The organism is Sagittula sp. S175 (genome assembly GCF_049800975.1).
Taxonomy (GTDB): Bacteria; Pseudomonadota; Alphaproteobacteria; order Rhodobacterales; family Rhodobacteraceae; genus Sagittula.
On record NZ_JBNAGB010000011.1, the window covers coordinates 67,774 to 88,273 of the forward strand.

At 65.6% G+C, this 20,500-nt stretch carries 20 protein-coding genes and 2 tRNA genes; 6 read left to right on the top strand and 16 right to left on the bottom strand.

Features of this window, described 5'->3' with window-relative positions; translation table 11 throughout:
• Window positions 1-19: 19 nt before the first annotated feature.
• The 4 genes from ACP16H_RS14945 to ACP16H_RS14960 form a co-directional block, all read right to left on the bottom strand.
• Window positions 20-331 carry a phosphoribosyl-ATP diphosphatase gene (locus ACP16H_RS14945; RefSeq protein WP_425073045.1) on the bottom strand — a complete coding sequence of 104 codons (312 nt, stop codon included), beginning with the start codon at window positions 329-331 and terminating at the stop codon, window positions 20-22.
• Between the two features lie 9 nt (window positions 332-340).
• Window positions 341-748 (bottom strand): hypothetical protein, encoded by a 408-nt coding sequence (locus tag ACP16H_RS14950; RefSeq protein WP_425073046.1) that lies wholly within the window; start codon window positions 746-748, stop codon window positions 341-343.
• A 57-nt stretch (window positions 749-805) separates the two neighbouring features.
• On the bottom strand, window positions 806-1,564 hold the full coding sequence (gene hisF, locus ACP16H_RS14955) for an imidazole glycerol phosphate synthase subunit HisF (RefSeq protein WP_425073047.1): 759 nt from the start codon (window positions 1,562-1,564) through the stop codon (window positions 806-808).
• 295 nt (window positions 1,565-1,859) lie between these two features.
• Window positions 1,860-2,315 (bottom strand): DUF4168 domain-containing protein, encoded by a 456-nt coding sequence (locus ACP16H_RS14960; RefSeq protein WP_425073048.1) that lies wholly within the window; start codon window positions 2,313-2,315, stop codon window positions 1,860-1,862.
• Between the two features lie 249 nt (window positions 2,316-2,564).
• On the opposite strand from ACP16H_RS14960, the gene ACP16H_RS14965 reads away from it, so the two are divergent.
• The gene (locus ACP16H_RS14965; protein WP_425073049.1) at window positions 2,565-3,044 is read left to right on the top strand and encodes a DUF302 domain-containing protein; all 480 of its coding nucleotides are present in this window, start codon (window positions 2,565-2,567) and stop codon (window positions 3,042-3,044) included.
• A 390-nt stretch (window positions 3,045-3,434) separates the two neighbouring features.
• On the opposite strand, the gene hisA is transcribed toward ACP16H_RS14965, so the two are convergent.
• Window positions 3,435-4,157, bottom strand: coding sequence for a 1-(5-phosphoribosyl)-5-[(5-phosphoribosylamino)methylideneamino]imidazole-4-carboxamide isomerase (hisA, locus tag ACP16H_RS14970; RefSeq protein WP_425073050.1), 723 nt, complete (start codon window positions 4,155-4,157; stop codon window positions 3,435-3,437).
• Between the two features lie 145 nt (window positions 4,158-4,302).
• Here hisA and ACP16H_RS14975 point away from each other — a divergent pair, with 145 nt between their 5' ends.
• Together ACP16H_RS14975 and ACP16H_RS14980 are read left to right on the top strand one after the other, a co-directional pair.
• Window positions 4,303-4,689, top strand: a complete 387-nt coding sequence (locus ACP16H_RS14975; protein WP_425073051.1) for a DUF2147 domain-containing protein — start codon at window positions 4,303-4,305, stop codon at window positions 4,687-4,689.
• An 89-nt stretch (window positions 4,690-4,778) separates the two neighbouring features.
• Window positions 4,779-5,165, top strand: coding sequence for a DUF2147 domain-containing protein (locus ACP16H_RS14980; RefSeq protein ID WP_425073052.1), 387 nt, complete (start codon window positions 4,779-4,781; stop codon window positions 5,163-5,165).
• A gap of 6 nt (window positions 5,166-5,171) precedes the next feature.
• Here ACP16H_RS14980 and hisH read toward each other — a convergent pair whose 3' ends face one another.
• The 9 genes from hisH to ACP16H_RS15025 form a co-directional block, all read right to left on the bottom strand.
• A complete protein-coding gene (gene hisH, locus ACP16H_RS14985) occupies window positions 5,172-5,807 on the bottom strand; it encodes an imidazole glycerol phosphate synthase subunit HisH (protein ID WP_425073053.1) in 636 nt (211 codons plus the stop codon).
• 89 nt (window positions 5,808-5,896) lie between these two features.
• The gene (hisB, locus tag ACP16H_RS14990; protein WP_425073054.1) at window positions 5,897-6,484 is read right to left on the bottom strand and encodes an imidazoleglycerol-phosphate dehydratase HisB; all 588 of its coding nucleotides are present in this window, start codon (window positions 6,482-6,484) and stop codon (window positions 5,897-5,899) included.
• A 128-nt stretch (window positions 6,485-6,612) separates the two neighbouring features.
• Window positions 6,613-6,687 (bottom strand) — tRNA-Gly (locus ACP16H_RS14995).
• Between the two features lie 51 nt (window positions 6,688-6,738).
• Window positions 6,739-6,813, bottom strand: a tRNA-Gly gene (locus ACP16H_RS15000).
• Between the two features lie 104 nt (window positions 6,814-6,917).
• The gene (locus ACP16H_RS15005) at window positions 6,918-7,307 is read right to left on the bottom strand and encodes a VOC family protein (RefSeq protein ID WP_425073055.1); all 390 of its coding nucleotides are present in this window, start codon (window positions 7,305-7,307) and stop codon (window positions 6,918-6,920) included.
• Complete coding sequence (locus ACP16H_RS15010) at window positions 7,298-7,696, bottom strand: rhodanese-like domain-containing protein (protein WP_425073056.1); 399 nt, start codon at window positions 7,694-7,696, stop codon at window positions 7,298-7,300. The genes ACP16H_RS15005 and ACP16H_RS15010 overlap by 10 nt, the downstream gene beginning before the upstream one ends.
• An 88-nt stretch (window positions 7,697-7,784) precedes the next feature.
• Window positions 7,785-8,297 (bottom strand): YegJ family protein, encoded by a 513-nt coding sequence (locus ACP16H_RS15015; RefSeq protein ID WP_425073057.1) that lies wholly within the window; start codon window positions 8,295-8,297, stop codon window positions 7,785-7,787.
• Between the two features lie 201 nt (window positions 8,298-8,498).
• A complete protein-coding gene (locus ACP16H_RS15020) occupies window positions 8,499-11,942 on the bottom strand; it encodes a pyruvate carboxylase (protein ID WP_425073058.1) in 3,444 nt (1,147 codons plus the stop codon).
• Between the two features lie 275 nt (window positions 11,943-12,217).
• Window positions 12,218-13,396: an alpha-hydroxy acid oxidase gene (locus tag ACP16H_RS15025; RefSeq protein WP_425073059.1), complete on the bottom strand. Its 1,179-nt coding sequence runs from the start codon at window positions 13,394-13,396 to the stop codon at window positions 12,218-12,220.
• A 133-nt stretch (window positions 13,397-13,529) separates the two neighbouring features.
• Between ACP16H_RS15025 and ACP16H_RS15030 the strand changes: the two genes are divergently transcribed.
• Together ACP16H_RS15030 and ACP16H_RS15035 are read left to right on the top strand one after the other, a co-directional pair.
• Window positions 13,530-14,948 (top strand): hypothetical protein, encoded by a 1,419-nt coding sequence (locus ACP16H_RS15030; RefSeq protein ID WP_425073060.1) that lies wholly within the window; start codon window positions 13,530-13,532, stop codon window positions 14,946-14,948.
• Window positions 14,949-15,062: 114 nt separating this feature from the next.
• Window positions 15,063-17,486 carry an ATP-dependent helicase gene (locus ACP16H_RS15035; protein WP_425073061.1) on the top strand — a complete coding sequence of 808 codons (2,424 nt, stop codon included), beginning with the start codon at window positions 15,063-15,065 and terminating at the stop codon, window positions 17,484-17,486.
• Window positions 17,487-17,679: 193 nt separating this feature from the next.
• Here the strand turns inward: ACP16H_RS15035 and ACP16H_RS15040 are convergent, their stop codons facing one another.
• Both ACP16H_RS15040 and ACP16H_RS15045 read right to left on the bottom strand, forming a co-directional pair.
• Window positions 17,680-18,630 carry a methyltransferase gene (locus ACP16H_RS15040; protein ID WP_425073062.1) on the bottom strand — a complete coding sequence of 317 codons (951 nt, stop codon included), beginning with the start codon at window positions 18,628-18,630 and terminating at the stop codon, window positions 17,680-17,682.
• 131 nt (window positions 18,631-18,761) lie between these two features.
• On the bottom strand, window positions 18,762-19,241 hold the full coding sequence (locus ACP16H_RS15045; RefSeq protein ID WP_425073063.1) for an Lrp/AsnC family transcriptional regulator: 480 nt from the start codon (window positions 19,239-19,241) through the stop codon (window positions 18,762-18,764).
• A gap of 118 nt (window positions 19,242-19,359) precedes the next feature.
• On the opposite strand from ACP16H_RS15045, the gene hppD reads away from it, so the two are divergent.
• Window positions 19,360-20,454, top strand: a complete 1,095-nt coding sequence (hppD, locus tag ACP16H_RS15050) for a 4-hydroxyphenylpyruvate dioxygenase (RefSeq protein WP_425073064.1) — start codon at window positions 19,360-19,362, stop codon at window positions 20,452-20,454.
• Window positions 20,455-20,500: the final 46 nt, after the last annotated feature.

The window sequence follows — 20,500 nt, forward strand, 5'->3', positions numbered from 1 at the left end:
GCCGTCCCGTCACGGCGCGTCATTTCGGGCGGGCGGCTTTCTCGGCGATGCCGGATTGGCTTTGGCGGGATGCCAAGACATCCATCACCTGCGCGACGGTGACGCCGCGCGCGTGCAGCATGACGAGCAGGTGGAACAGCACGTCGGCGGCCTCGGAGGCGAGTTTATCGGGGTCGTTCTTCACCGCTTCGATGATGGCCTCGATCGCTTCTTCGCCGAATTTCTCGGCCGCCTTCTCGGGGCCCTTGGCGAGCAGTTTCGCGGTCCAGCTTTCATCAGGCGAGGCGGCGGCGCGGGTCTGGACGATCTTTTCAAGCTCTTCGAGGGTCATATCGGGTCCTTAGAGGCGGGTGTCGGCGTTGCGGATGCTGTCCATCAGCGCCCAGAGTTGCGGCTCGAGCGGGGTGCCAAGCACCTGTGGGCGGTTCAGGGGCGTGAAGACGGGGCGCGCCTCGGCCTGTTCTGCCTCGGACCAGTCGAGCAGTTGCGGGCCGTCCGGGGCGATGCCGATGCGGATGCCCCAGCGTTCGTCCGCGCCTGCGGTTTCCGACCAGTCGCCGATGTAGAGGCGGCAGAGCGGCAGGTGGTTGGGCGCATCGTGGGTGACGCCGATGGTGTACCAGCCCGCCGAGAGGTCGCCCACGTCGAGGTAGCCGGTGACCACGGTGGTGGGCTTGCCGCAGCAGTTGCAGGCGGTGTGTTCCACCTCGCCTTCGCGGATCGTGACGTCGGTGCCGTCTGACAGCATGGGGGCCTCCATTGACCGTTTCTGCGGTCTTACGGCGCTTTTCTCAAGAGGCGGTTATCAGAGCCTGACGGGGATGCCGGCGGCGGCCATGTGTTCCTTGGCCTCGTGGATCGTGTAGGTGCCGAAATGGAAGATCGACGCTGCCAGAACCGCGCTGGCATGGCCCTCGGTCACGCCTTCGACGAGGTGGTCGAGCGTGCCGACGCCGCCCGAGGCGATGACGGGAATGTCGACCGCATCGGCGATGGCGCGGGTCATGGGCAGGTTGAAGCCGGATTTCGTGCCGTCGCGGTCCATGGAGGTGAGCAGGATTTCCCCCGCGCCCTTGGCCGCGATCATGGTGGCGAATGCGACGGCGTCGATTCCGGTGGGCTTGCGCCCGCCGTGGGTGAACAGCTCCCACTTGCCGGGGGCGACGGTTTTCGCGTCGATGGCGCAGACGATGCACTGGCTGCCGAACTGGTCGGCGGCTTCGGCCACGACGTCGGGGTTGGCCACGGCGGCGGAGTTGAAGGAGACCTTGTCCGCACCCGCGAGCAGGAGGGCACGGACGTCGGCCACCGTGCGGACGCCACCGCCCACGGTAAGGGGGATGAAGCACTGTTCCGCCGTCCGCGTGACGACGTCGAACATGGTGCCGCGATTCTCATGCGTGGCATGGATGTCGAGGAAGCAGATTTCATCGGCGCCCGCCGCGTCATAGGCACGGGCGGATTCGACGGGGTCACCGGCGTCGACCAAGTCGACGAAGTTGACGCCCTTGACCACGCGGCCGTCGGCCACGTCGAGGCAGGGGATGATGCGCGTCTTCAACATGGCGCGTCGGATACTGCGATTCTGGCCATGGGGGAAGAGGGTGGCGTGCGGGCTTGTCCACAGGGGGCGGCAGGTGGTGCGCGATTGCACAGGGTGTCCTCTGTGCAGAGGTGGAAGGGGGCTCTGCCCCCGTCCCGTGCCGGGACTCCCCCGAGGGTATTTGTGAAACCAAAGAAGCAGCGGGCGCGGTGCTTGGGAATGTCGGGGGTTGGCGTCCGGGATCTTGGCGCAGACTGTAAATGCGCCGCCCCCGAGTGGTTGGGGGCGGCGCGGCAGGCACGGCTGTGGGGGATGGTCAGCCGTCGCCTTGGGGTGTCGTGTCGTTGGTGTCGGACTGCCGCGTCTTGACCAGCGCGGCGACACGGTCGTTCAGCTCGGCGTCGGTGTGCAGGGCCGCGCCGATGGCGTTGTAGGTGGCAAGGTCCATGCCGGGTGTCTCGTCGACCGCCGTCTTCATCCGGGTTACGGCCTCGGCCTGCACCGTTTCGGCGTCTGCCGGCTCGGCGATTTGGAGTTCCAGCAATGCCTCGGCGCGGATTTCCGTCACGGCGTCCACGGCTGTCACGAAGCTTTCGAGCTGCGCGTCGGTGAAGGACTGCGAAGGCATGTCCTCTTGCAGCATGGGTTGCCCCGGAGCGGGTGCGCTTTGCTCGGACGTCTGGTCAGATGTCTGGGCGAAGGCGGGAGCCAGCGGCGCGGCAAAGAGGGCTGCGAGGGTGGCGGTGCCGATGATCTTCGTCCGGATGGTCATGTCAGTCTCCTTTACGGGATTTGGCGCGAGGCTCGCGCTGCCCGTGTCGGAGAGGTGTGTCCGCAGGGCGGGTGCTTCAACGGGGCGTGTCGGGACGGGCGGGCGACGGGCGGGGGCCTGCCGAAATGGCGATCCGGGCTGGGCGGGTTTTCGCGACGCGTCAGGCGGTTTTCGCGGGACGGGGTTGAAACTGTGGAACGTCGGGACGGCTGCCGTGTTGGAAAGGCAGCGATGGCAGAGGAGGCCTTGATGAAACGCAGGATGCAGAGCCCGGTGGGGCAGGCGGTGAAATGGGTGGTGGCGGCGCTGGTGCTGGCGCCCACGGTGGCCTTGGCCGACGAGAACCTCGACTGGCTGGAGGCGGAGGGCACCGTGGCCGAGGCGGCGGACCGCTTGCAGGCTGTGGTCGAAGCGGCGGGCGCGACCGTCTTTGCCCGTGTCGATCATGCGGCGGGGGCCGAGGAGGCGGGGATGAGCTTGCCGGAGTCGCAACTGCTGGTCTTTGGCAATCCGAAGCTCGGGACGCCCGTCATCATGCGCAATTTCCGCGCGGGGCTGGTCCTGCCACTGAGGGTGCTGGTGGTCGAGGACGAGGGGCAGACCTGGTTCGTGACGCAGGACACGGTGCAGATGATGGATTCGGTCAATGTCGATGCCGAGGTCGAGGGCGTGGCGGCCATCGACGAGGCCTTGACCCAATTGACGGAGAAGGCGGCGAAGGCGGAGTGATCCGCGCGGCAAGCGAGGTGGTAGAGTGATCCGCGCTGTGCGCGAGGGGGGCGCTGCCCCCGTCCCGTGCCGGGACTCCCCCGAGGGTATTTGGAAAACCAAAGAAGATGGGAGCGGGGCGTTTCAGGCGCCGTTTCGGTCTTCTTGTGTCGTGTCAGGGGAGCGGTGAGCGCCAGTGGGACAAGATCTGGACCGTGGCGGGCCGAGGGGACTGGGCCTTGGTGACCGGGCTTGGGGGGGCTCGCTCGGCGGAGGCCGCGATTGGCCGGCGGGGGAGGGAGATCCTCGCCGCGGCGAGGTTAGGGAGGCGATGGCAGCGCCCGGCGGGCGCGGGCACGCGAGGGCGCTGCATAAGCCCATGAGGTCAGGCTATGATCTCAGGCCATGATCTCAGGCCTTGAGGGTGGCCAGCGCCTCCTTGAGGTCGAGGGCTCCGTCGTAGAGGGCACGGCCCGAGATGGCGCCGTTCAGCGGTGCGCCGCAGTCGCGTAGGGCTTCTAGGTCCTTCAGTGAGGAGACGCCGCCCGAGGCGATGACCGGGATCGACACGGCGTTGCCGAGCGCGGCGGTGGCCTCGACGTTCGGGCCCTGCATCGCGCCGTCGCGGTTGATGTCGGTGTAGACGATCGCCGCGACGCCCGCGTCCTCGAAGCTGCGGGCGAGGTCGGTGGCGTTGACGTCGGTGGTCTCGGCCCAGCCCTTGGTCGCCACCATGCCGTCGCGGGCGTCGATGCCCACGGCGACCTTGCCGGGGAATTCACGCGCCGCCTGCCGCACGAGGTCGGGGTTTTCCACGGCGACGGTGCCAAGGATGACGCGGGCGAGGCCCTTCGACAGCCACATCTCGATGGTTGCCATGTCGCGGATGCCGCCGCCCAGCTGGGCGGGGGTCTTTGTCTGCGACAGGATCTGTTCGACGGCCTGCGCGTTCACCGGCTGGCCCGCGAAGGCGCCGTTCAGGTCCACCAGATGCAGCCATTCACAACCGGCGGCGACGAATTCCATCGCCTGCGCGGCGGGGTCGTCGTTGAAGACGGTGGCCTTGTCCATGTCGCCGCGCAGGAGGCGCACGGCCTTGCCGTCCTTCAGGTCGATGGCGGGATAGAGGATCATCGGGTGCTTCCTTTTGACGTGCCCGTGCCCCGACGTCATGGCTGATGACGTTGCGACACGGGGGGCTTTGCGCTTTGGCCCCTGCTTGATCGCATGGGGGCGGGGGCGTCAAGGTGTCAACAGGTTCATAGGGAGGAACTGAGACATGAAACTTGCGGGATACGTGGCGGCCGTGATGCTGCTGGCGGGGGCGGCCGTGGCCGATCCGCTGGAGGGGACGTGGCAGACGGCGAAGGACGATAACGGGCATTTCGGTCACGTTCAGGTGGCGCCCTGTGGGGCTCAGCTCTGCGGCAAGCTGGTGCGGGCCTTCGATGGCAACGGCAAGCAGATCGACAGCGCCAATGTCGGGCGCAACATCATCTCGGAGACGGTGGCGTCGGGGAACGGTCAGTACAAGGGCAAGGTCTACTCGCCCGACCGCGACAAGACCTATGCGTCGAAGCTGGCGCTGAATGGCGACCGGCTGAAGGTGTCGGGCTGCGTGCTGGGCATCTGCCGCGATGGCGGGACCTGGGCGCGGGTGAAGTAAATCGGGCGTTTCCTGCACGATGGGGCCGGGCGCGCGGGCGTCCGGCTTTTTCGTTTTGGGCGGGGACGGAGGTGGCGTAGCATTGGGGAATGATGCGGTTTGTGCCATTTGTCGTGCTGGTTCTGACCTGCGGTGGGGCCTTGGCCGACCCGGTGGAGGGGCTGTGGCAGACCGAACCGGATGCGGGAGGCTTTGCCCATGTGGACATTGCCCCTTGCGGGCCGTCGCTGTGTGGCAAGGTGCGGGGCACCTTTCATCTGGACGGCAGCGCTTACGATACGCCGCTGGTGGGGGAATACCTTGTCTGGGACATGGTGCCGGAGGGCGGCGGGCAGTATCGCGGCAAGGTGTTTCAGCCGTCCTCGGGCGAGACCTTCAGCGGCAAGGCGCGGCTGACCGGAGAGCGGCTGAAGATGTCGGGCTGCGTGCTGGGCGGGCTGATCTGCCAAGGGCAGGTCTGGCGCCGGGTGAAGTGACGCCCGTCAGGGGCGCCATTTCAGGAAGTTGGCGATCATGCGCAGGCCTGCGGCGGCGCTTTTCTCGGGGTGGAATTGCAGGCCGATGCGGGTGCCCTGACCGACGATGGCGGTGACGTCGCCGCCGTAATCCACATGGGCGAGACGATGCGCGGGGGTGTCCATGACCATCTGGTAGGAATGGACGAAATAGGCGTGCTCGCCGGTTTCGATGCCGTCCAGCACCGGGTGGGGCGTGTCGATCACCAGGTCGTTCCAGCCCATGTGCGGGACTTTCAGCGTCTTGTCGGCGGGCCGGATGGCCTGCACTGTGCCGTCGATCCAGCCGAGGCCGGGGGTCTCTTCGTACTCGAAACCCGTGCGGGCCATGAGCTGCATGCCGACGCAAATGCCAAGGAAGGGGCGGCCACGAGTCTCGACGGCCTCGATCATGGCGTCGAAGCAGCCGGAGGCGCGCAGGGCGGCCGCGCAGGCGGGGAAGGCACCGTCGCCGGGCAGGACGATGTGGTCGGCCACGGCCACGGTTTCCGGATCCGAGGTCACGACGACCGATCCTGCGCCGGTCTCGGACGCCATGCGCTGAAAAGCCTTTTCGGCGGAGTGCAGGTTGCCGCTGTCGTAGTCGATGATGGCGGTGAGCATGATGTGCCTCGCTGCTGGGCCGGGTCGTTGGCGGGAGGGGGAGTCGGGGTGGAACCCCGACCTACGTGTCATTCAGGGGGCGCAAACCTTCAGAGGGAGCCCTTGGTCGACGGGATGGCGTCGCCCTTGCGCGGGTCCGGTTCCACCGCCTCGCGCAAGGCACGGGCGACGGCCTTGAATGCCGCTTCGGCGATGTGGTGGGAGTTCAAACCGTGCAGCTTGTCCACGTGCAGCGTGATGCCGCCGTGGGTGCTGAGCGCCTGGAAGAACTCGCGCACCAGTTCCGTGTCGAAGGTGCCGATCTTCTGGCTGGGCATGTGCAGGTCCCACACCAGGAAGGGCCGCGCAGACAGATCCAGCGCGGCGCGCACCAGCGTGTCGTCCATCGGCAGCAGGCACGAGCCATAACGGCGGATGCCGCGCTTGTCGCCGAGCGCCTGCACCAGTGCCTGACCCAGGGCGATGCCCGTATCCTCGACCGTGTGGTGGTCGTCGATGTGGAGGTCGCCCTTGGCGCGCACGGTCATGTCGATCAGCGAGTGGCGCGCCAGCTGGTCCAGCATATGATCGAAGAAGCCCACGCCGGTCTGCATGTCGTAGATGCCGGTGCCGTCGAGATTGATCTCGACGCTGATCTCGGTCTCGGCGGTCTTGCGGGTCACTGTCGCGCGGCGCATGGCGGTCTCCTGTTCGGGTCGCGCGCCTTATAGGCAGGACGGAATGCAGGTGAAAGGGGCCATCAGGCCGACGGACCTATTTCCTGCATGAGCGAGGAAGCGCTGCATCATAAAGGGAGTTTGGCGACTGGAGCGGGCGAGGCGATTCGAACGCCCGACCCTAACCTTGGCAAGGTTATGCTCTACCCCTGAGCTACGCCCGCATACCAGTCTGTCATCATCGCCTCGGGTGGGTGATCCCGAAGCTGTCCCACTGGAGCGGGCGAGGCGATTCGAACGCCCGACCCTAACCTTGGCAAGGTTATGCTCTACCCCTGAGCTACGCCCGCGAACCAGTTGGTAGAGGGGCGTTTAAGGGTTCCCCACGGGGGGCGCAAGCGGAAAAATTCGGGGCTGTCGAATTTTTTCCGCAAGGGCCAGCCGGGACTGGAAATTACGCTGCGGCAGGCTGGATCAGGTCCCAGCGATTACCCCAGGGATCGCGGAAAACGGCCACGGCGCCGTAGGCTTCGTGGCGCGGTTCCTCTTCGAACTGCACGCCTTGGGCGGTCATGTGGGCATGGTCGCGGGCAAAGTCGTCGGTGCGCAGGAACAGCCAGACGCGGCCGCCACCCTGCTGGCCGATGCTGGCGCGCTGGTCGCCCACGGCGCGGGCGAGCAGGATGTTGGTCGTGTGGTCGGGCCGACCGATGCGGACCCAGCGTTTGCCACCGCCCATATCGGTGTCTTCGAGCAGGTCGAAGCCCAGCGTCTGCGTGAAAAAGGCGATGCCCTCGTCGTAGTCCGGCACCAGAACCGCGAAGGCGGCGAGCGTCATCCCCATTGCGTGTCCTTTTCGATGGGGCCGCCCTGTTTCACCCAGTCGGTGAAGCCGTCACGCAGGTGCGCCGCCTCGAATCCCATGTCTTGCAGGGTCGCCACGGTTAGGGCCGAGCGCCAGCCGGACGCGCAGTGAAAGACGAAGCGTTTGGCTTCGCCGAAGACGGGTTTGAAATAGGGGCTGTCGGGGTCGATCCAGAATTCGATCATGCCGCGCGGGGCGTGGACGCTGCCGGGGATGTAGCCTTGTTTCTGGCGCTCCCGGATGTCGCGGATGTCGACGATGACCGTGTCGGGATCGTCCAGCCGGGCGATGGCGTCACGGGTTTCGATCTCGGTGATGCGCGCGCGGGCGGCGGCGACCATCTGCGCGGCGGTGGTTTTCAATGGCATGTGGGGCCTCCCTTTGGCGGGGAGGCTAGCCGAGGGCCGGGGGCTTGGCGAGGGGCTGAACTTCAGCGCCCTAGGTTAGCGCTCAGGTTCAACGCCAAGCGTCGGGAATCGGGTCGACGGAGAGGAGGTCGCGCAGGGGCGCGGCCTCGGCCTCGGGGAGGTCCCGGATCAGTACGCGGGTGGTGAAATGGCCGTACATGCGGCCATCGGTGTTCATGACTGACCAGTCGGCGATCTGGTCGCGGCTGAAGGTCACGGCGTCGCCAAGGCTGTGGCCGGGCATGTAAGCCGGTTCGTTGGCGAGGTGCCCGGCAAAGGTGCCGTCCTCGGAGAGGGACAGGCGGTCGACCCAGATGATTTCGTGGGCGACGTCGAAATGGGTGACGGGGATCTCGACCTTGAAGTTCAGGGCGGGGTGGATGTCGCGGTCCCCGGTCATCACGCGCGACAGCACGAGGTCCAGCTGGGCGCGGGCCTGACCGATGGCGCGGGTCATGGCGGGGTCTTCGGTGGGCGATGGGGCGGTCGTGTCCTGCGCGGCCAGAGGCAGGGCCGCACAGAGGCAGACCAGCAGTGCGGCGGTGCGGAGTGTGGACCTCATGGGCGGCGTTCCCGATGGTTGAACCTGTCGTTGGGAGAGGGACCTAGCACCTTCGACGCCGCGAGAGAAACGGGACGACCTGTCGCGCCGGGGAATCGGCGGGCTTCGGCGCAGGGGGCGGCGGGAGGTCGCCGGGGCGTCGTAAGACAGAACGCAAAAGGGCCCGCGCGCTGCGGGCCCTTTGCATGTTGCGGTCGCGGATTACTCCAGTTCGACCAGCAGGTCCTTGGCGTCGATCTGCGCGCCGGGCGTGACGTGCACGGCGGTCACCGTCCCGTCGCGTTCGGCGTGCAGGCCGGTTTCCATCTTCATCGCCTCGATGGTCAGCAGCAGGTCGCCGGTCTTGACCTTGTCGCCTGCCTTGACCCCGATCGAGGACACCACGCCCGGCATCGGCGCGCCGATGTGGTTGGCATTGCCCGCCTCGGCCTTGGGGCGCGCGGCAGAGGTCGCCGCTGCCTTGCGGTCGGGCACGCGGATGGTGCGCGGCTGGCCGTTGAGTTCGAAGAATACGCGGACTTCGCCGTCGTCTTGCGTCTCGCCCACAGCTTGCAGTCGGATTTCCAGCGTCTTGCCCGGGTCGATTTCCGCCGTGATCTCTTCGCCGGGTTCCATGCCGTAGAAGAAGGTCCGCGTCGGCAGGGCGCGCACCGGGCCATACAGCTCGTGACGGGTGGCGTAATCGCTGAAGACCTTGGGGTACATCAGGTAGCCGTTCAGGTCCTCGTCGTCGATCTCGATCCCGTTCAGCTGCTTGGACAGGGCGGCGCGGGTTTCCTCGATATCCGTGGGCGCGGCCTTGAGGCCGGGGCGCTCGGTGAAGGGCTTGTCGCCCTTGAGGATCTTCTTCTGGATCGCCTTGGGCCAGCCGCCCGGCGGTTGACCGAGGTTGCCCTTCATCATGTCCACGACCGAGTCGGGGAAGCTGAGGTCGGTCTTGGGGTCCTCGACCTGGGCGCGGGTCAGGCCCTGCGACACCATCATCAGCGCCATGTCACCGACGACCTTCGATGAAGGCGTGACCTTCACGATATCGCCGAACATCTGGTTCACGTCGGCATAGGTCTGGGCGACCTCGTGCCAGCGTTCCTCCAGCCCTAGCGAGCGCGCCTGCGCCTTGAGGTTGGTGAACTGACCGCCGGGCATCTCGTGCAGGTAGACCTCGGAGGCGGGGGCCTGCATGCCGGATTCGAAGGCGGCGTACTGGCCGCGCACCGCTTCCCAGTAGTTCGACAGCTCGCGGATCGCGCCCATGTCGAGCCCGGTGTCACGGTCGGTGAAGCGCAGCGCCTCGACCACCGACCCAAGGGTCGGCTGCGAAGTGTTGCCCGACAGCGCGTCCATCGCCGCATCGACGCAGTCCACCCCGGCGCGCGAGGCCTCCATGATGGTGGCAATCGCCGCGCCGGAGGTGTCATGGGTGTGGAAGTGGATCGGCAGGCCGACCTCTTCCTTCAGCGTTTTCACCAAAGTGTAGGCAGCATTGGCTTTGAGGAGGCCGGCCATATCCTTCAGGCCGATGACATGGGCACCCGCGTCGCGCAGCTCCTTTGCCATGGCGACGTAGTATTTCAGGTCATACTTGGACCGGTCCGGGTCCAGCATGTCACCGGTGTAACACACGGTGCCTTCGAGGATTTTCCCCGAGTCCAGCACGGCATCCATGGCGACGCGCATGTTCTCGACCCAGTTGAGCGAATCGAAGACTCGGAAGACATCGACGCCGGTCTCGGCGGCCTGCTTGACGAAGAACTGCACCACATTGTCGGGATAATTCGTGTAGCCCACACCGTTGGCACCGCGAAGCAGCATCTGCGTCAGCAGGTTGGGCATGCGCGCGCGCAGGTCGCGCAGGCGCTGCCACGGGCATTCCTGCAAGAAGCGGTAGGCCACGTCGAAGGTCGCGCCGCCCCAGCATTCCATCGAGAACAGTTGCGGCAGGTTGTGCGCATAGGCGGGCGCGGCGTGGATCATGTCGATCGAGCGCATCCGCGTGGCCAGCAGCGACTGGTGACCGTCCCGCATGGTGGTGTCGGTGATGAGCAGCTTCTTCTGCTCGAGCATCCAGTCGGCGACGGCCTTGGGACCCTTTTCCTCCAACAGGTTACGGGTGCCGTAGGCGGGCGTTTCCGTGCGGTTCTTCGGTGCCTTTGCGGGCTTCAGATCCGGATGGGGCAGGGCGCGGCCTGCGGTCTCGGGATGGCCGTTGACCGTGATGTCCGCGATATAGGTCAGCACCTTGGTGCCGCGGTCGCGCCGCTTCTTGAAGTCGAACAGCTCCGGCGTCGTGTCGATGAACTTCGTCGTGTACTGGTTGTTCAGGAAGGTCGGGTGCTTCAGCAGGTTGATGACGAATTCGATGTTCGTCGTCACGCCCCGGATGCGGAATTCGCGCAGCGCGCGGTCCATTCTTTTGATCGCCTTTTCAGGCGTTTGCGCCTTGGCAGTGACCTTCACCAGCAGCGAGTCGTAGTAGCGTGTGATGACGCCGCCCGCGTAGGCCGTGCCGCCGTCGAGACGGATGCCCATGCCGGTGGCCGAACGGAAGGCGGTGATGCGGCCGTAGTCGGGGATGAAGTTGTTGGTAGGGTCTTCGGTGGTGATCCGGGTCTGAAGCGCGTGACCGGTCAATTTGACATCATATTGCGAGGCCTTGCCGGTAGCTTCTGCCAGCGACTTGCCCTCGGCGATGAGAATCTGCGCCTGAACGATGTCGATGCCGGTGACTTCCTCGGTGACGGTGTGTTCCACCTGCACGCGGGGGTTGACCTCGATGAAGTAGAAGGCGCCGGAGTCCATATCCATCAGGAACTCGACCGTGCCCGCGCATTCGTAGTTCACATGGGCGCAGATCTTGCGGCCAAGTTCGCAGATTTCCTCGCGTTGTGCCTCGGACAGGTAGGGGGCCGGGGCGCGTTCCACGACCTTCTGGTTGCGGCGCTGGACCGAGCAGTCACGCTCGTAAAGGTGGTAGATGTTGCCCTGCTTGTCACCGAGGATCTGCACCTCGACGTGGCGGGCGCGCAGGATCATCTTTTCCAGGTAGCCCTCGCCGTTGCCAAAGGCGGCCTCTGCCTCGCGGCGACCTTCAAGGACTTTTTCCTTCAATTCCTTGGCATTGTTGATCGGACGCATGCCGCGACCGCCGCCACCCCAGGAGGCCTTGAGCATCAGCGGGAAACCGATCTCCTCGGCTTCCTTGGCGATGGCATCCCAGTCGTCACCCAGAACCTCGGTCGCCGGGATGACCGGAACGCCTGCCGCGACGGCGACCTTGCGGGCGCTGGCCTTGTCGCCAAGGGCGCGCATGGTCTCGGCCTTCGGGCCAATGAAGGTGATACCGTTCTTGACGCAGGCATCTACGAAATCAGGGTTTTCCGACAGCAGGCCGTAGCCCGGGTGGATTGCGTCGGCGCCGGATTCCTTGGCGACGCGAATGATTTCGCCGATCGACAGGTAGGCCTGAACCGGACCCATGCCCTCGCCGATGCGATAGGCTTCATCCGCCTTGAAACGGTGGAGGCCGAGCTTGTCCTCCTCGGCAAAGACCGCGACGGTCTTTTTTCCCATCTCGTTCGCGGCCCGCATGATGCGAATCGCGATTTCGCCACGGTTGGCGACGAGAATCTTTTCGAAATCGGCCATAAGCGCTGGTCCTCCGACGCATTATTATTGCTTGGTTGCGCAACATTATTACTTTGACGATACGCCGCGACGCAGCGCAAGGGGGTTTGCAAATTAATTGTAAACCTTGGGATGGTTTGCAAAGTCGGCGACGCCCGCGCTTTTTCCCTGCGAGGCCCAGTCACTCAGGGCCCGTGTTTACGCAAGTCTCGCAAGGCGGAGGTGAGACCGCCAGCGCCGATGATCTTTGCCCGCGTGGGCGTTGCCTAACCGGCGCGGGAGATGGGCAGAAAAGGTCAAGTTTTCGGCGTTTCGAGAACAAGGTCACCGGACCAAAGCGCCTTGCCACGCAGATCCGTCGGCTTGGCCACGCCCAGTTGGCCGATGTTGGCGATAAGGTCCTTGTGCAGAATGTCGATCATATGGGCGGGCCCGCGGGCGCCGAGGGCGCAGAGCGCGTAATGCCAGGCGCGGCCCATCATGACGAAATCCGCCCCCAGCGCGAGGGCGCGCAGGATGTCGAGACCGGATTCGACGCCACTGTCGAAAATGATCGGCAGGGTGGTTGCCGCGCGTATGGCGGGCAGCACCTCGATGGAGGCCGGAGCCGCGTCGAACTGTCGCCCGGCGTGGTTCGAGACCCAGATGCCGTCGATGCCGAAGGTTTCGAGGCGCGCGGCGTCTTCGGGCCGAAGAACGCCCTTCACCACCAGTTTTCCGTCCCAATATTCCCGAAGCCGTGCCAGATAGTCCCAATCCGGGGCGGTCCGCAGCAAGTACCCGATATGGGCGGTCGGGTCGCGGGTCGTGTTGTCCTGCGTGTACCTGTCGAGTGTCTTCATCCGGGGCATGCCGTGGCGCAGGGTCTCGCGCAGGCGCGTGAGGGACCAGACCGGGGTCCGGAGGCATTGCCCGAGGATGCGCGGCGTCAGGCGCGGCGGCTGTGTCAGCCCGCCCTTGACCTGCGCCTCTCGCCGGGAGGCCACGGGGACATCGACGGTCAGCACCAGCACGTGAAAGCCGCTGTCGCGCGCCCGCGCCAGCATGTCGCGGCGCATATCCGGATCACGCGGCGGGTACAGCTGGAACCAGCCCTTGCCGCCTGTCAGGGGACCGATCTCCTCCGGGGTCGCCGTGGCCACGGTTGACAGCGTATAGGGCAGGTTATGCTTGGTTGCGGTCGTTGCCAGTATGCTTTCGGCGCGCGGCCACAGCAGGCCGGATTGGCCGACAGGGGCCATGCCGAAGGGCAGGGGGTGCTGCTCATCAAAAAGCCGGGTCGAGAGATCCGGTGCCACCTCGCCATGCAGGATGGACGGCATGAAGCGCACCGCATCGAGCGCCATGCGATTGCGGCGCAGCGTTGCCTGCGTCCCGGTGGCGGTGTTGAGATAGGCCCAGGCGAAGCGCGGCGTGCGCTTGCGCGCACGGGCGCGCAGGTCGGCGATGGTCATGTAGCGTCGGTGCAGATCCATGCCGCCATCTGACGCGAAACCAGGGGCCTGCGCCAGAACCATCAGCATTCGCTTCAACTGTTCAACATATTTTAAGCGCCTTCGATCAGTCTCGCCCCGGAAGTTGCCCCGCCCAAATGTTAAGGAGAGCGCCATGCACGCCATGCTACTGGACAGCCATTCGGACCGCCTGGACCGTTTGCAGATCGCCTTTCTGGAGGCGGGTATCCACGTCACGGGGTCGGGCAATCTGTCGGTCGCGCAGTGCTGCCTGAAGCGGGCGATGGTCGATGTCCTGCTGATCGACGAGGTGACGGCGGGGCAATACCTTGGGGACCTCGTGACCATGGCGGAGCGGCGCAATCCGAAGGTGATGACATTGATGCTGTCCAATCGCGTGGCGACGGCGACGGACCTCTGGTCGCAGCGGTTGGGGTCCTTGCATGCGGTGATGGAGGATCAGAGCGACCCGACCGTCGTGGCGCGCGTGGTAAAGGCCGCCATGACGGGTGCGGTGTCGGGGACCATGCCGGGTTCCATTTCTGGGAGGGCGGCAGAGGTGCCTGGACCTGCGGCACAGACGGACACCCCGGTTGCGAAACAGGTGGAGGATGTCGTGGCGCCTCCGATGCGTACGGAATCGGTGTTGGAAGCAAAGGCACGGGTGCATGCCCAGACAGCGCCAGCGTCGGCTTCAGGGCGGACGCCAGAGGTCGCGAGCGCGCCGCAATCCCCTGTCGCGCAGCGGTCGGACAGCTATCCGGCGTTGAAAGTGCATCCGGCACTGGCTGCCCAGCGTGCGGCAGAGGCGGACCGTCTGGCCGCCGAAGAACGTGCCGCCGCCGCCGCGGAACGGATGGAGCAGGCGCGGGCGCTGGCGCGGCAGCGGGCGCTGGAACATGCCGCGCAGGTGCGGGCCGCGCAGGCCGAGGCGACCGTGAAGGCCACGCCGCGCCGCGCTCCACAGGCAACGGTGCTGCGGGCGCAACCCCTGGCACCCTCGGTCCAGCCAGCCCGGGTGCAGCAGCCTGACCGGGTCCAGCACCCAGCGCGCGTGCAGCAACAGGCCAGTGTCCAGCAGCAACCGCGTCAGGTGGCTCCGGCTACGACAGCGCGAGTCGTCTCCATGCCGCAGACACAAAGCCAGTCGCAGGTTCCGGCGCCGCAGAAGGAGGCGCAGCTGTCCGGGCAAACCGTCCACCTGGAACCGCAAACGGTGCGCATGGTCGCGGCGCCTGCGGCTCAGAAGACGGCTCAGACGGCAGGCCAGACAGTGACTCCGGCACCACGCGCGGCGGTTCAGTCGGTGGCAGCGCCTCGGCCGGCTGCGCAGCCTGTGCAGCCCGTACATCGGCCCGTGGTCCAGCCGCGACCCAGCTATGACGATCCGGCGCCATACCCGACGCTGCGCCCTGCCGAGCCTGTGCATTATGCGCCGCAACAGCGCCCGTCGGCAGAGCCGGTGCCCTTCCCGCAGGCCGCGCCCGCAGCGCCTGTCGATGACGGTCAGCCGATCTTTCAAAGCTCGCGCCGCAGGTTGGGGGTGACCGCCGGGGCGTTGATGTCGGCCTGACGGAATGAGAACTTCGGAGGCGTAGGGGATGCGGGGGCAAACCGCTCCCGCCGCCTTCGGAACATAAGGCGAACGCATCTTTTCCTTTGCCGCGCGACCCGCTAGATTGCGGGGATGAGCAGTTTCGACGAATTCGACGCCTTCGAGGCTTCTTCGCTGTCCGCGCGCGCGATGGCCGCCCGGCCCATGCCTTATCTCGACGAGTTGAACCCGGCACAGCGCGAGGCGGTGGAATGCCTTGACGGTCCGGTTCTGATGCTGGCGGGCGCTGGCACCGGCAAGACGAAGGCGTTGACGGCGCGCGTGGTGCATCTGCTGAACACCGGCCGCGCCCGCCCGAACGAGATCCTGTCCGTGACCTTCACCAACAAGGCCGCGCGTGAGATGAAGAATCGTGTCGGCAACATGCTGGGGCAGGTGGTCGAGGGCATGCCCTGGATGGGCACCTTTCACTCGATCTGCGTGAAACTGCTGCGGCGGCACGCGGAACTGGTGGGGCTGAAATCGAACTTCACCATTCTCGATACGGACGACCAGTTGCGGCTGTTGAAACAGCTGGTGCAGGCGCATGGCATCGACGACAAGCGCTGGCCCGCGCGGATGCTGGCGAATATCATCGACGACTGGAAGAACCGCGCGCTGACGCCGGATCGTGTGCCCGCCGCCGATGCCGGGGCGTATAACCACGCCGGGCCGCGTCTGTACGCGGAATATCAGGCCCGCCTGAAGGAGCTAAACGCCTGCGACTTCGGCGATCTGCTGTTGCACATGGTGGTGATCTTCCAGGAACATCCCGACGTTCTGGAACAGTACCAGCGCTGGTTCCGATACATCCTTGTGGACGAGTATCAGGACACCAACGTGGCGCAGTACCTCTGGCTGCGGCTTCTGGCCTCGGCGCACAAGAACATCTGTTGCGTGGGGGACGACGACCAGTCGATCTACGGCTGGCGCGGCGCCGAGGTGGGCAATATCCTGCGGTTCGAAAAGGATTTTCCCGGCGCGCATGTGGTGCGGCTGGAACAGAACTACCGCTCGACCCCGCATATCCTTGCGGCGGCTTCGGGGGTGATCCGGGGCAATGCCAACCGTCTGGGCAAGGAGCTGTGGACCGAGGCGCAGGAGGGCGAGAAGGTCCGCCTGATCGGTCACTGGGACGGCGAGGAAGAGGCGCGCTGGGTCGGCGAGGAAATCGAGGCGATGCAGAGCGGGACACGCGGAATGCGTGGGTATTCTCTCGACGAAATGGCGATTTTGGTGCGCGCTTCGCACCAGATGCGCGCTTTCGAGGACCGCTTCCTGACCATCGGCCTGCCGTACCGCGTCATTGGCGGCCCGCGCTTCTACGAGCGGTTGGAGATCCGCGATGCCATGGCGTATTTCCGCATGGTTGTCTCGCCCTCTGATGACCTTGCTTTTGAACGGATCGTCAACACGCCGAAACGCGGCCTTGGCGACAAGGCGCAGCAGACCATCCAGCGCATCGCCCGCGCCAACGGTGTGCCGCTGGTGGACGGCGCGGCGATTGCGATCGAAATGGGCGAGATCAAGGGCAAGGGCGCGCAGGCGCTGGGCCGTCTGATCACCGATCTGGCGCGTTGGGGGCGGATGACGCGGGCAACGGTCCCCGTCGAAGGCGACGACGCGGTGCTGGAGGACCTGAACCGCCCAGCTGATCGCCCGGAAATCTCCCACGTCGAACTGGCGCAGATCATCCTTGATGAATCCGGCTACACGGAGATGTGGCAAAACGACAAGACGCCCGAGGCTCCGGGTCGCCTCGAAAACCTCAAGGAACTGGTCAAGGCCTTGGAAAACTTCGAGAACCTGCAAGGGTTCCTAGAACACGTGAGCCTCGTGATGGACAACGAATCCGACGATCACGGCGCCAAGGTTTCCATCATGACCCTGCACGCGGCGAAGGGGCTGGAATTCCCGGTGGTCTTCCTGCCGGGCTGGGAGGATGGGCTGTTCCCGTCGCAGCGCTCCATGGATGAAAGCGGCGTGAAGGGCCTCGAGGAAGAGCGACGTCTGGCTTACGTCGGGATTACGCGGGCCGAAGAGGTCTGCACCATCAGCTTTGCGGGCAACCGGCGCGTGTTCGGGCAGTGGCAATCCCAGATGCCGTCCCGTTTCATCGACGAACTCCCCGAGGACCACGTCGACGTGCTGACGCCCCCGGGCCTTTATGGCGGCGGCTACGGCGCAGCGGCCCCGATGGGCGGCTTCGGCGGCGTCAAATCCAACCTCGAAACCCGCGTGGCCGAGGCCAACGTCTACAATTCACCCGGCTGGCGGCGCCTGCAATCGCGCAGTCAGGACCGCCCCGTCAGCCAGCCGCGCGAGGCCAAGGGGCAGGTGATCGACCTCACCGCGGTCTCGGCCTTTGACATGGGCGAACGCGTGTTCCACCAGAAGTTTGGCTACGGCAGCGTCATCGGCATCGAGGGCGACAAGCTGGAAGTCGCGTTCGAAAAAGCGGGTACGAAAAAGGTCGTCGCCCGCTTCCTCTGTGCCGCCGACGACATCCCGTTCTGATCTCGCCCTCGAAACCACGCAGGGCGAGGGCCTCCGCCCCTGCTTCTTTGGTTTTCCAAATACCCTCGGGGAGTCGACCGAAGGGAGACCGGGGCAGAGCCCCGGCGCGGGCGCAGCCCGCGTTGCGCGGGGCCGCAGGTCCCGCGCGGGTCGCCGTGCCGCAGGCAAGGCGAAACTTCACGACGATCCGGCCTCAGCCCGCCAGCGCCATTTCCTCGTCGCCTGACCGCTCAAGCGGCAGCGACGCCCGACGCGCCGTCACGATCAGACTGTGCACATCCGCGCCGCGATCCTTGCGCAGAACCGCCTTGCTCAGCGACACCGACCCAAAGCCCGCGTCGGCCAGCAGTCCCTCGATATACGACAGCGAATGCGCAAACCGCCGGGTTTCGCGCAGGCGCACCGGCGCATCGCCAAGCTCGATGGTAAAGGCCAGCATCCCACCGGGGCGCAGCGCGTCGACGCACCAGCCGATGACCTGCTCCAGCGCGCCGAGGTAGATGAAGACATCCGCTGCCACGATCAGGTCCCAAGCGTCCGGCGTCCGCTCCATCGTGGCGATATCGCGTTTCTCCAGCGTATCGTAATCACCCTTCGCGGCGGCCTCGGACAACATCCCCTGCGAGATGTCGCAGCCTTCGAGGTGATCCACGTAAGGGCGCAGCAGCGCCCCCATCAAGCCCGTGCCACAGCCCAGATCCAGCGCCCGCGCAACCTGCGTCAGACCACTGGCCTGCATCGCCTCCAGAAGCAATTCCGGCCCGCGATACTCCAGCTTGTCACACAGTGAGGTCTCGAATCGCGGGGCATATTGATCGAACAGCATCTCGACAAAGGCCGAGGGCATGGATTCGGAGATCGGTTGCGGGCGGATCAGGTCGCGGTTGATGCTGGCGCCCAGCGGGTCCGAAGGATCAGCCTCGATCGCGCGGCCCCAGGCCTCGGCGGCCTCGTCCAGCGCGCCCGCGGCCTTCAGGTATTCGCCCATGCGGAACCACCCTGCGTGCCAGTTGGGGGCCAGTGCCAGCGCCTGTTGCAGGATTTCGACGGCGGCGGGCAAGTCGCCCAGATGCGCCATGGATTCGGCAAAGGCGGCGCGGCGGTCAGCCGCGAGGTCGCCGGACGAGAGAAGGACCCCGGTCATTCAACAGTCTTTCAAAGGGCCCGCTGGTGCCTCTTGGCAGGTCCGCGGCGGGGGACACGTTCCGCGCAGATCGCGCGGCCTGCGCGCATGTAGGAGCGGTTTGCGATTCCGTCAATATGGTTTGAAACGGCTCAGAGCACCGGCAGGGGGGCATCAGCCTTGGGTTGATCCATGACGATCTGAGAATGCACGCGGGCCACGGTGGGATGGGCCAGAAGCACCTCGTGAATCAGGCGGTTGAGCGCGGGCAGATCGGGGCACCAGACACGCAGAAGGTAATCGGCCTCGCCGGTCATGGTCCAGGCCGAGGTGATTTCGGGGCGGGTGCGCAGCAGGCGGTTGAAGTCGTTGCCCTGCGTCGTGCCGTGGCGCGCAAGCTGGACCTGGATGAAGGCCTGCACATGCAGGCCGATGCGCTCGGGGTCGATGGTGGCCCGGTAGCCGGTGATCGTGCCATTGTCCTCCAGCCGCTGACGACGGCGTCCGGCCTGGCTGGCGGAGAGGTTCAGCGCCTCGCCCAGATCCTGCGCGGTGGCGGTGCCGTTGCGTTGCAGACGGTCCAGAAGGGCCGTATCCGTCGCGTCGAGCGGTGTGCGGGTTTCCTGCGTCATTTCTCTCAATCGCGCGGCATGTGCGCGTTTATCAGCGGATGCGACCCCAGAATGCGCGCAAATCGCGTGTCAGTAAAGCTACCCTTCGCGCAGATCTTTACGCGCAGAGGAGAATGACATGGGACCGTTTCCGCACGATGCACCGCAATCGGTGATCTCCGAGGAGAACCCGGCCGGGACGGACGGCTTCGAGTTCGTCGAATTTGCCCATCCGGAGCCCGAGGAACTGCGCAGCCTGTTCCGTCGCATCGGCTATGTGCATGTGGCGAACCACCGTTCGAAGCCGGTAGAGCTTTGGCAGCAGGGCGACATCACCTACGTGCTGAACGCCGATCCGGACAGCTTTGCCGCGCGGTTTGTCGAGGAGCACGGCCCCTGTGCGCCGTCGATGGCCTGGCGGGTGGTGGATGCGCAGAAGGCGTTCGACCACGCGGTGGCGCAGGGTGCCGAGCCATACGAGGGGGCGGACAAGACGGTGGATTGGCCCGCGATCAAGGGGATAGGCGGGTCGCTGCTGTATTTCACCGACCAGTATTACGACACCTCGCCCTACAACGCCGAATTCCAATGGATCGAGCAGTCCAAGCCGCGCGGCGTGGGCTTTTATTACCTGGATCACCTGACGCACAACGTGTTCCGTGGGAACATGGACAAGTGGTTCCAGTTTTACGGCAAGCTCTTCAACTTCCGCGAGATCCGGTTCTTTGACATTCAGGGCAAATACACCGGCCTGTTCAGCCGCGCGCTGACCTCGCCCTGTGGTCGCATCCGGATCCCGATCAACGAGGATCGTGGAGAGACCGGGCAGATCGTCGCGTATCTGAAGAAGTACAAGGGCGAAGGCATTCAGCACATCGCGGTGGGCGCACGCGACATCTACGCTGCGACGGATGCCATTGCCGAGAATGGCGTGACCTTCATGCCGGGGCCGCCGGATGCCTATTACGACATGTCCTTTGACCGGGTGTCGGGACATGATGAGCCGGTGGAACGGATGAAGAAACACGGCATCCTGATCGACGGCGAGGGCGTGGTCGATGGCGGCGAAACAAAGATCCTGTTGCAAATCTTCTCGAAGACGGTGATCGGGCCGATCTTCTTTGAATTCATCCAGCGCAAGGGCGATGACGGCTTTGGCGAGGGGAATTTCAAGGCGCTGTTCGAGTCGATCGAACGCGAGCAGATCGAGAGCGGAGAGATTGCCGCGGAGTAAGGGCCAAGATTTCTCGTCCGAGAAATCTTGGCGCCGCAAAGTCTTC

Excerpts from the sequence above, each read along its gene's own strand:
- hisH (WP_425073053.1), bottom strand. The coding sequence starts at position 5,807 with ATGCTCACCGCCATCATCGACTACGACAGCGGCAACCTGCACTCCGCC.
- ACP16H_RS15020 (WP_425073058.1), bottom strand. The coding sequence starts at position 11,942 with ATGGCCGATTTCGAAAAGATTCTCGTCGCCAACCGTGGCGAAATCGCG.
- ACP16H_RS15030 (WP_425073060.1), top strand. The coding sequence starts at position 13,530 with ATGCACGCCATGCTACTGGACAGCCATTCGGACCGCCTGGACCGTTTG.
- ACP16H_RS15010 (WP_425073056.1), bottom strand. The coding sequence starts at position 7,696 with ATGCCATTGAAAACCACCGCCGCGCAGATGGTCGCCGCCGCCCGCGCG.
- ACP16H_RS14975 (WP_425073051.1), top strand. The coding sequence starts at position 4,303 with ATGAAACTTGCGGGATACGTGGCGGCCGTGATGCTGCTGGCGGGGGCG.
- hppD (WP_425073064.1), top strand. The coding sequence starts at position 19,360 with ATGGGACCGTTTCCGCACGATGCACCGCAATCGGTGATCTCCGAGGAG.
- ACP16H_RS15025 (WP_425073059.1), bottom strand. The coding sequence starts at position 13,396 with ATGGATCTGCACCGACGCTACATGACCATCGCCGACCTGCGCGCCCGT.
- hisB (WP_425073054.1), bottom strand. The coding sequence starts at position 6,484 with ATGCGCCGCGCGACAGTGACCCGCAAGACCGCCGAGACCGAGATCAGC.
- ACP16H_RS14980 (WP_425073052.1), top strand. The coding sequence starts at position 4,779 with ATGATGCGGTTTGTGCCATTTGTCGTGCTGGTTCTGACCTGCGGTGGG.
- ACP16H_RS15005 (WP_425073055.1), bottom strand. The coding sequence starts at position 7,307 with ATGGGGATGACGCTCGCCGCCTTCGCGGTTCTGGTGCCGGACTACGAC.
- ACP16H_RS15040 (WP_425073062.1), bottom strand. The coding sequence starts at position 18,630 with ATGACCGGGGTCCTTCTCTCGTCCGGCGACCTCGCGGCTGACCGCCGC.
- ACP16H_RS14965 (WP_425073049.1), top strand. The coding sequence starts at position 2,565 with ATGAAACGCAGGATGCAGAGCCCGGTGGGGCAGGCGGTGAAATGGGTG.
- ACP16H_RS14960 (WP_425073048.1), bottom strand. The coding sequence starts at position 2,315 with ATGACCATCCGGACGAAGATCATCGGCACCGCCACCCTCGCAGCCCTC.
- ACP16H_RS15035 (WP_425073061.1), top strand. The coding sequence starts at position 15,063 with ATGAGCAGTTTCGACGAATTCGACGCCTTCGAGGCTTCTTCGCTGTCC.
- ACP16H_RS15015 (WP_425073057.1), bottom strand. The coding sequence starts at position 8,297 with ATGAGGTCCACACTCCGCACCGCCGCACTGCTGGTCTGCCTCTGTGCG.
- ACP16H_RS14950 (WP_425073046.1), bottom strand. The coding sequence starts at position 748 with ATGCTGTCAGACGGCACCGACGTCACGATCCGCGAAGGCGAGGTGGAA.
- hisF (WP_425073047.1), bottom strand. The coding sequence starts at position 1,564 with ATGTTGAAGACGCGCATCATCCCCTGCCTCGACGTGGCCGACGGCCGC.
- ACP16H_RS15045 (WP_425073063.1), bottom strand. The coding sequence starts at position 19,241 with ATGACGCAGGAAACCCGCACACCGCTCGACGCGACGGATACGGCCCTT.
- hisA (WP_425073050.1), bottom strand. The coding sequence starts at position 4,157 with ATGATCCTCTATCCCGCCATCGACCTGAAGGACGGCAAGGCCGTGCGC.
- ACP16H_RS14945 (WP_425073045.1), bottom strand. The coding sequence starts at position 331 with ATGACCCTCGAAGAGCTTGAAAAGATCGTCCAGACCCGCGCCGCCGCC.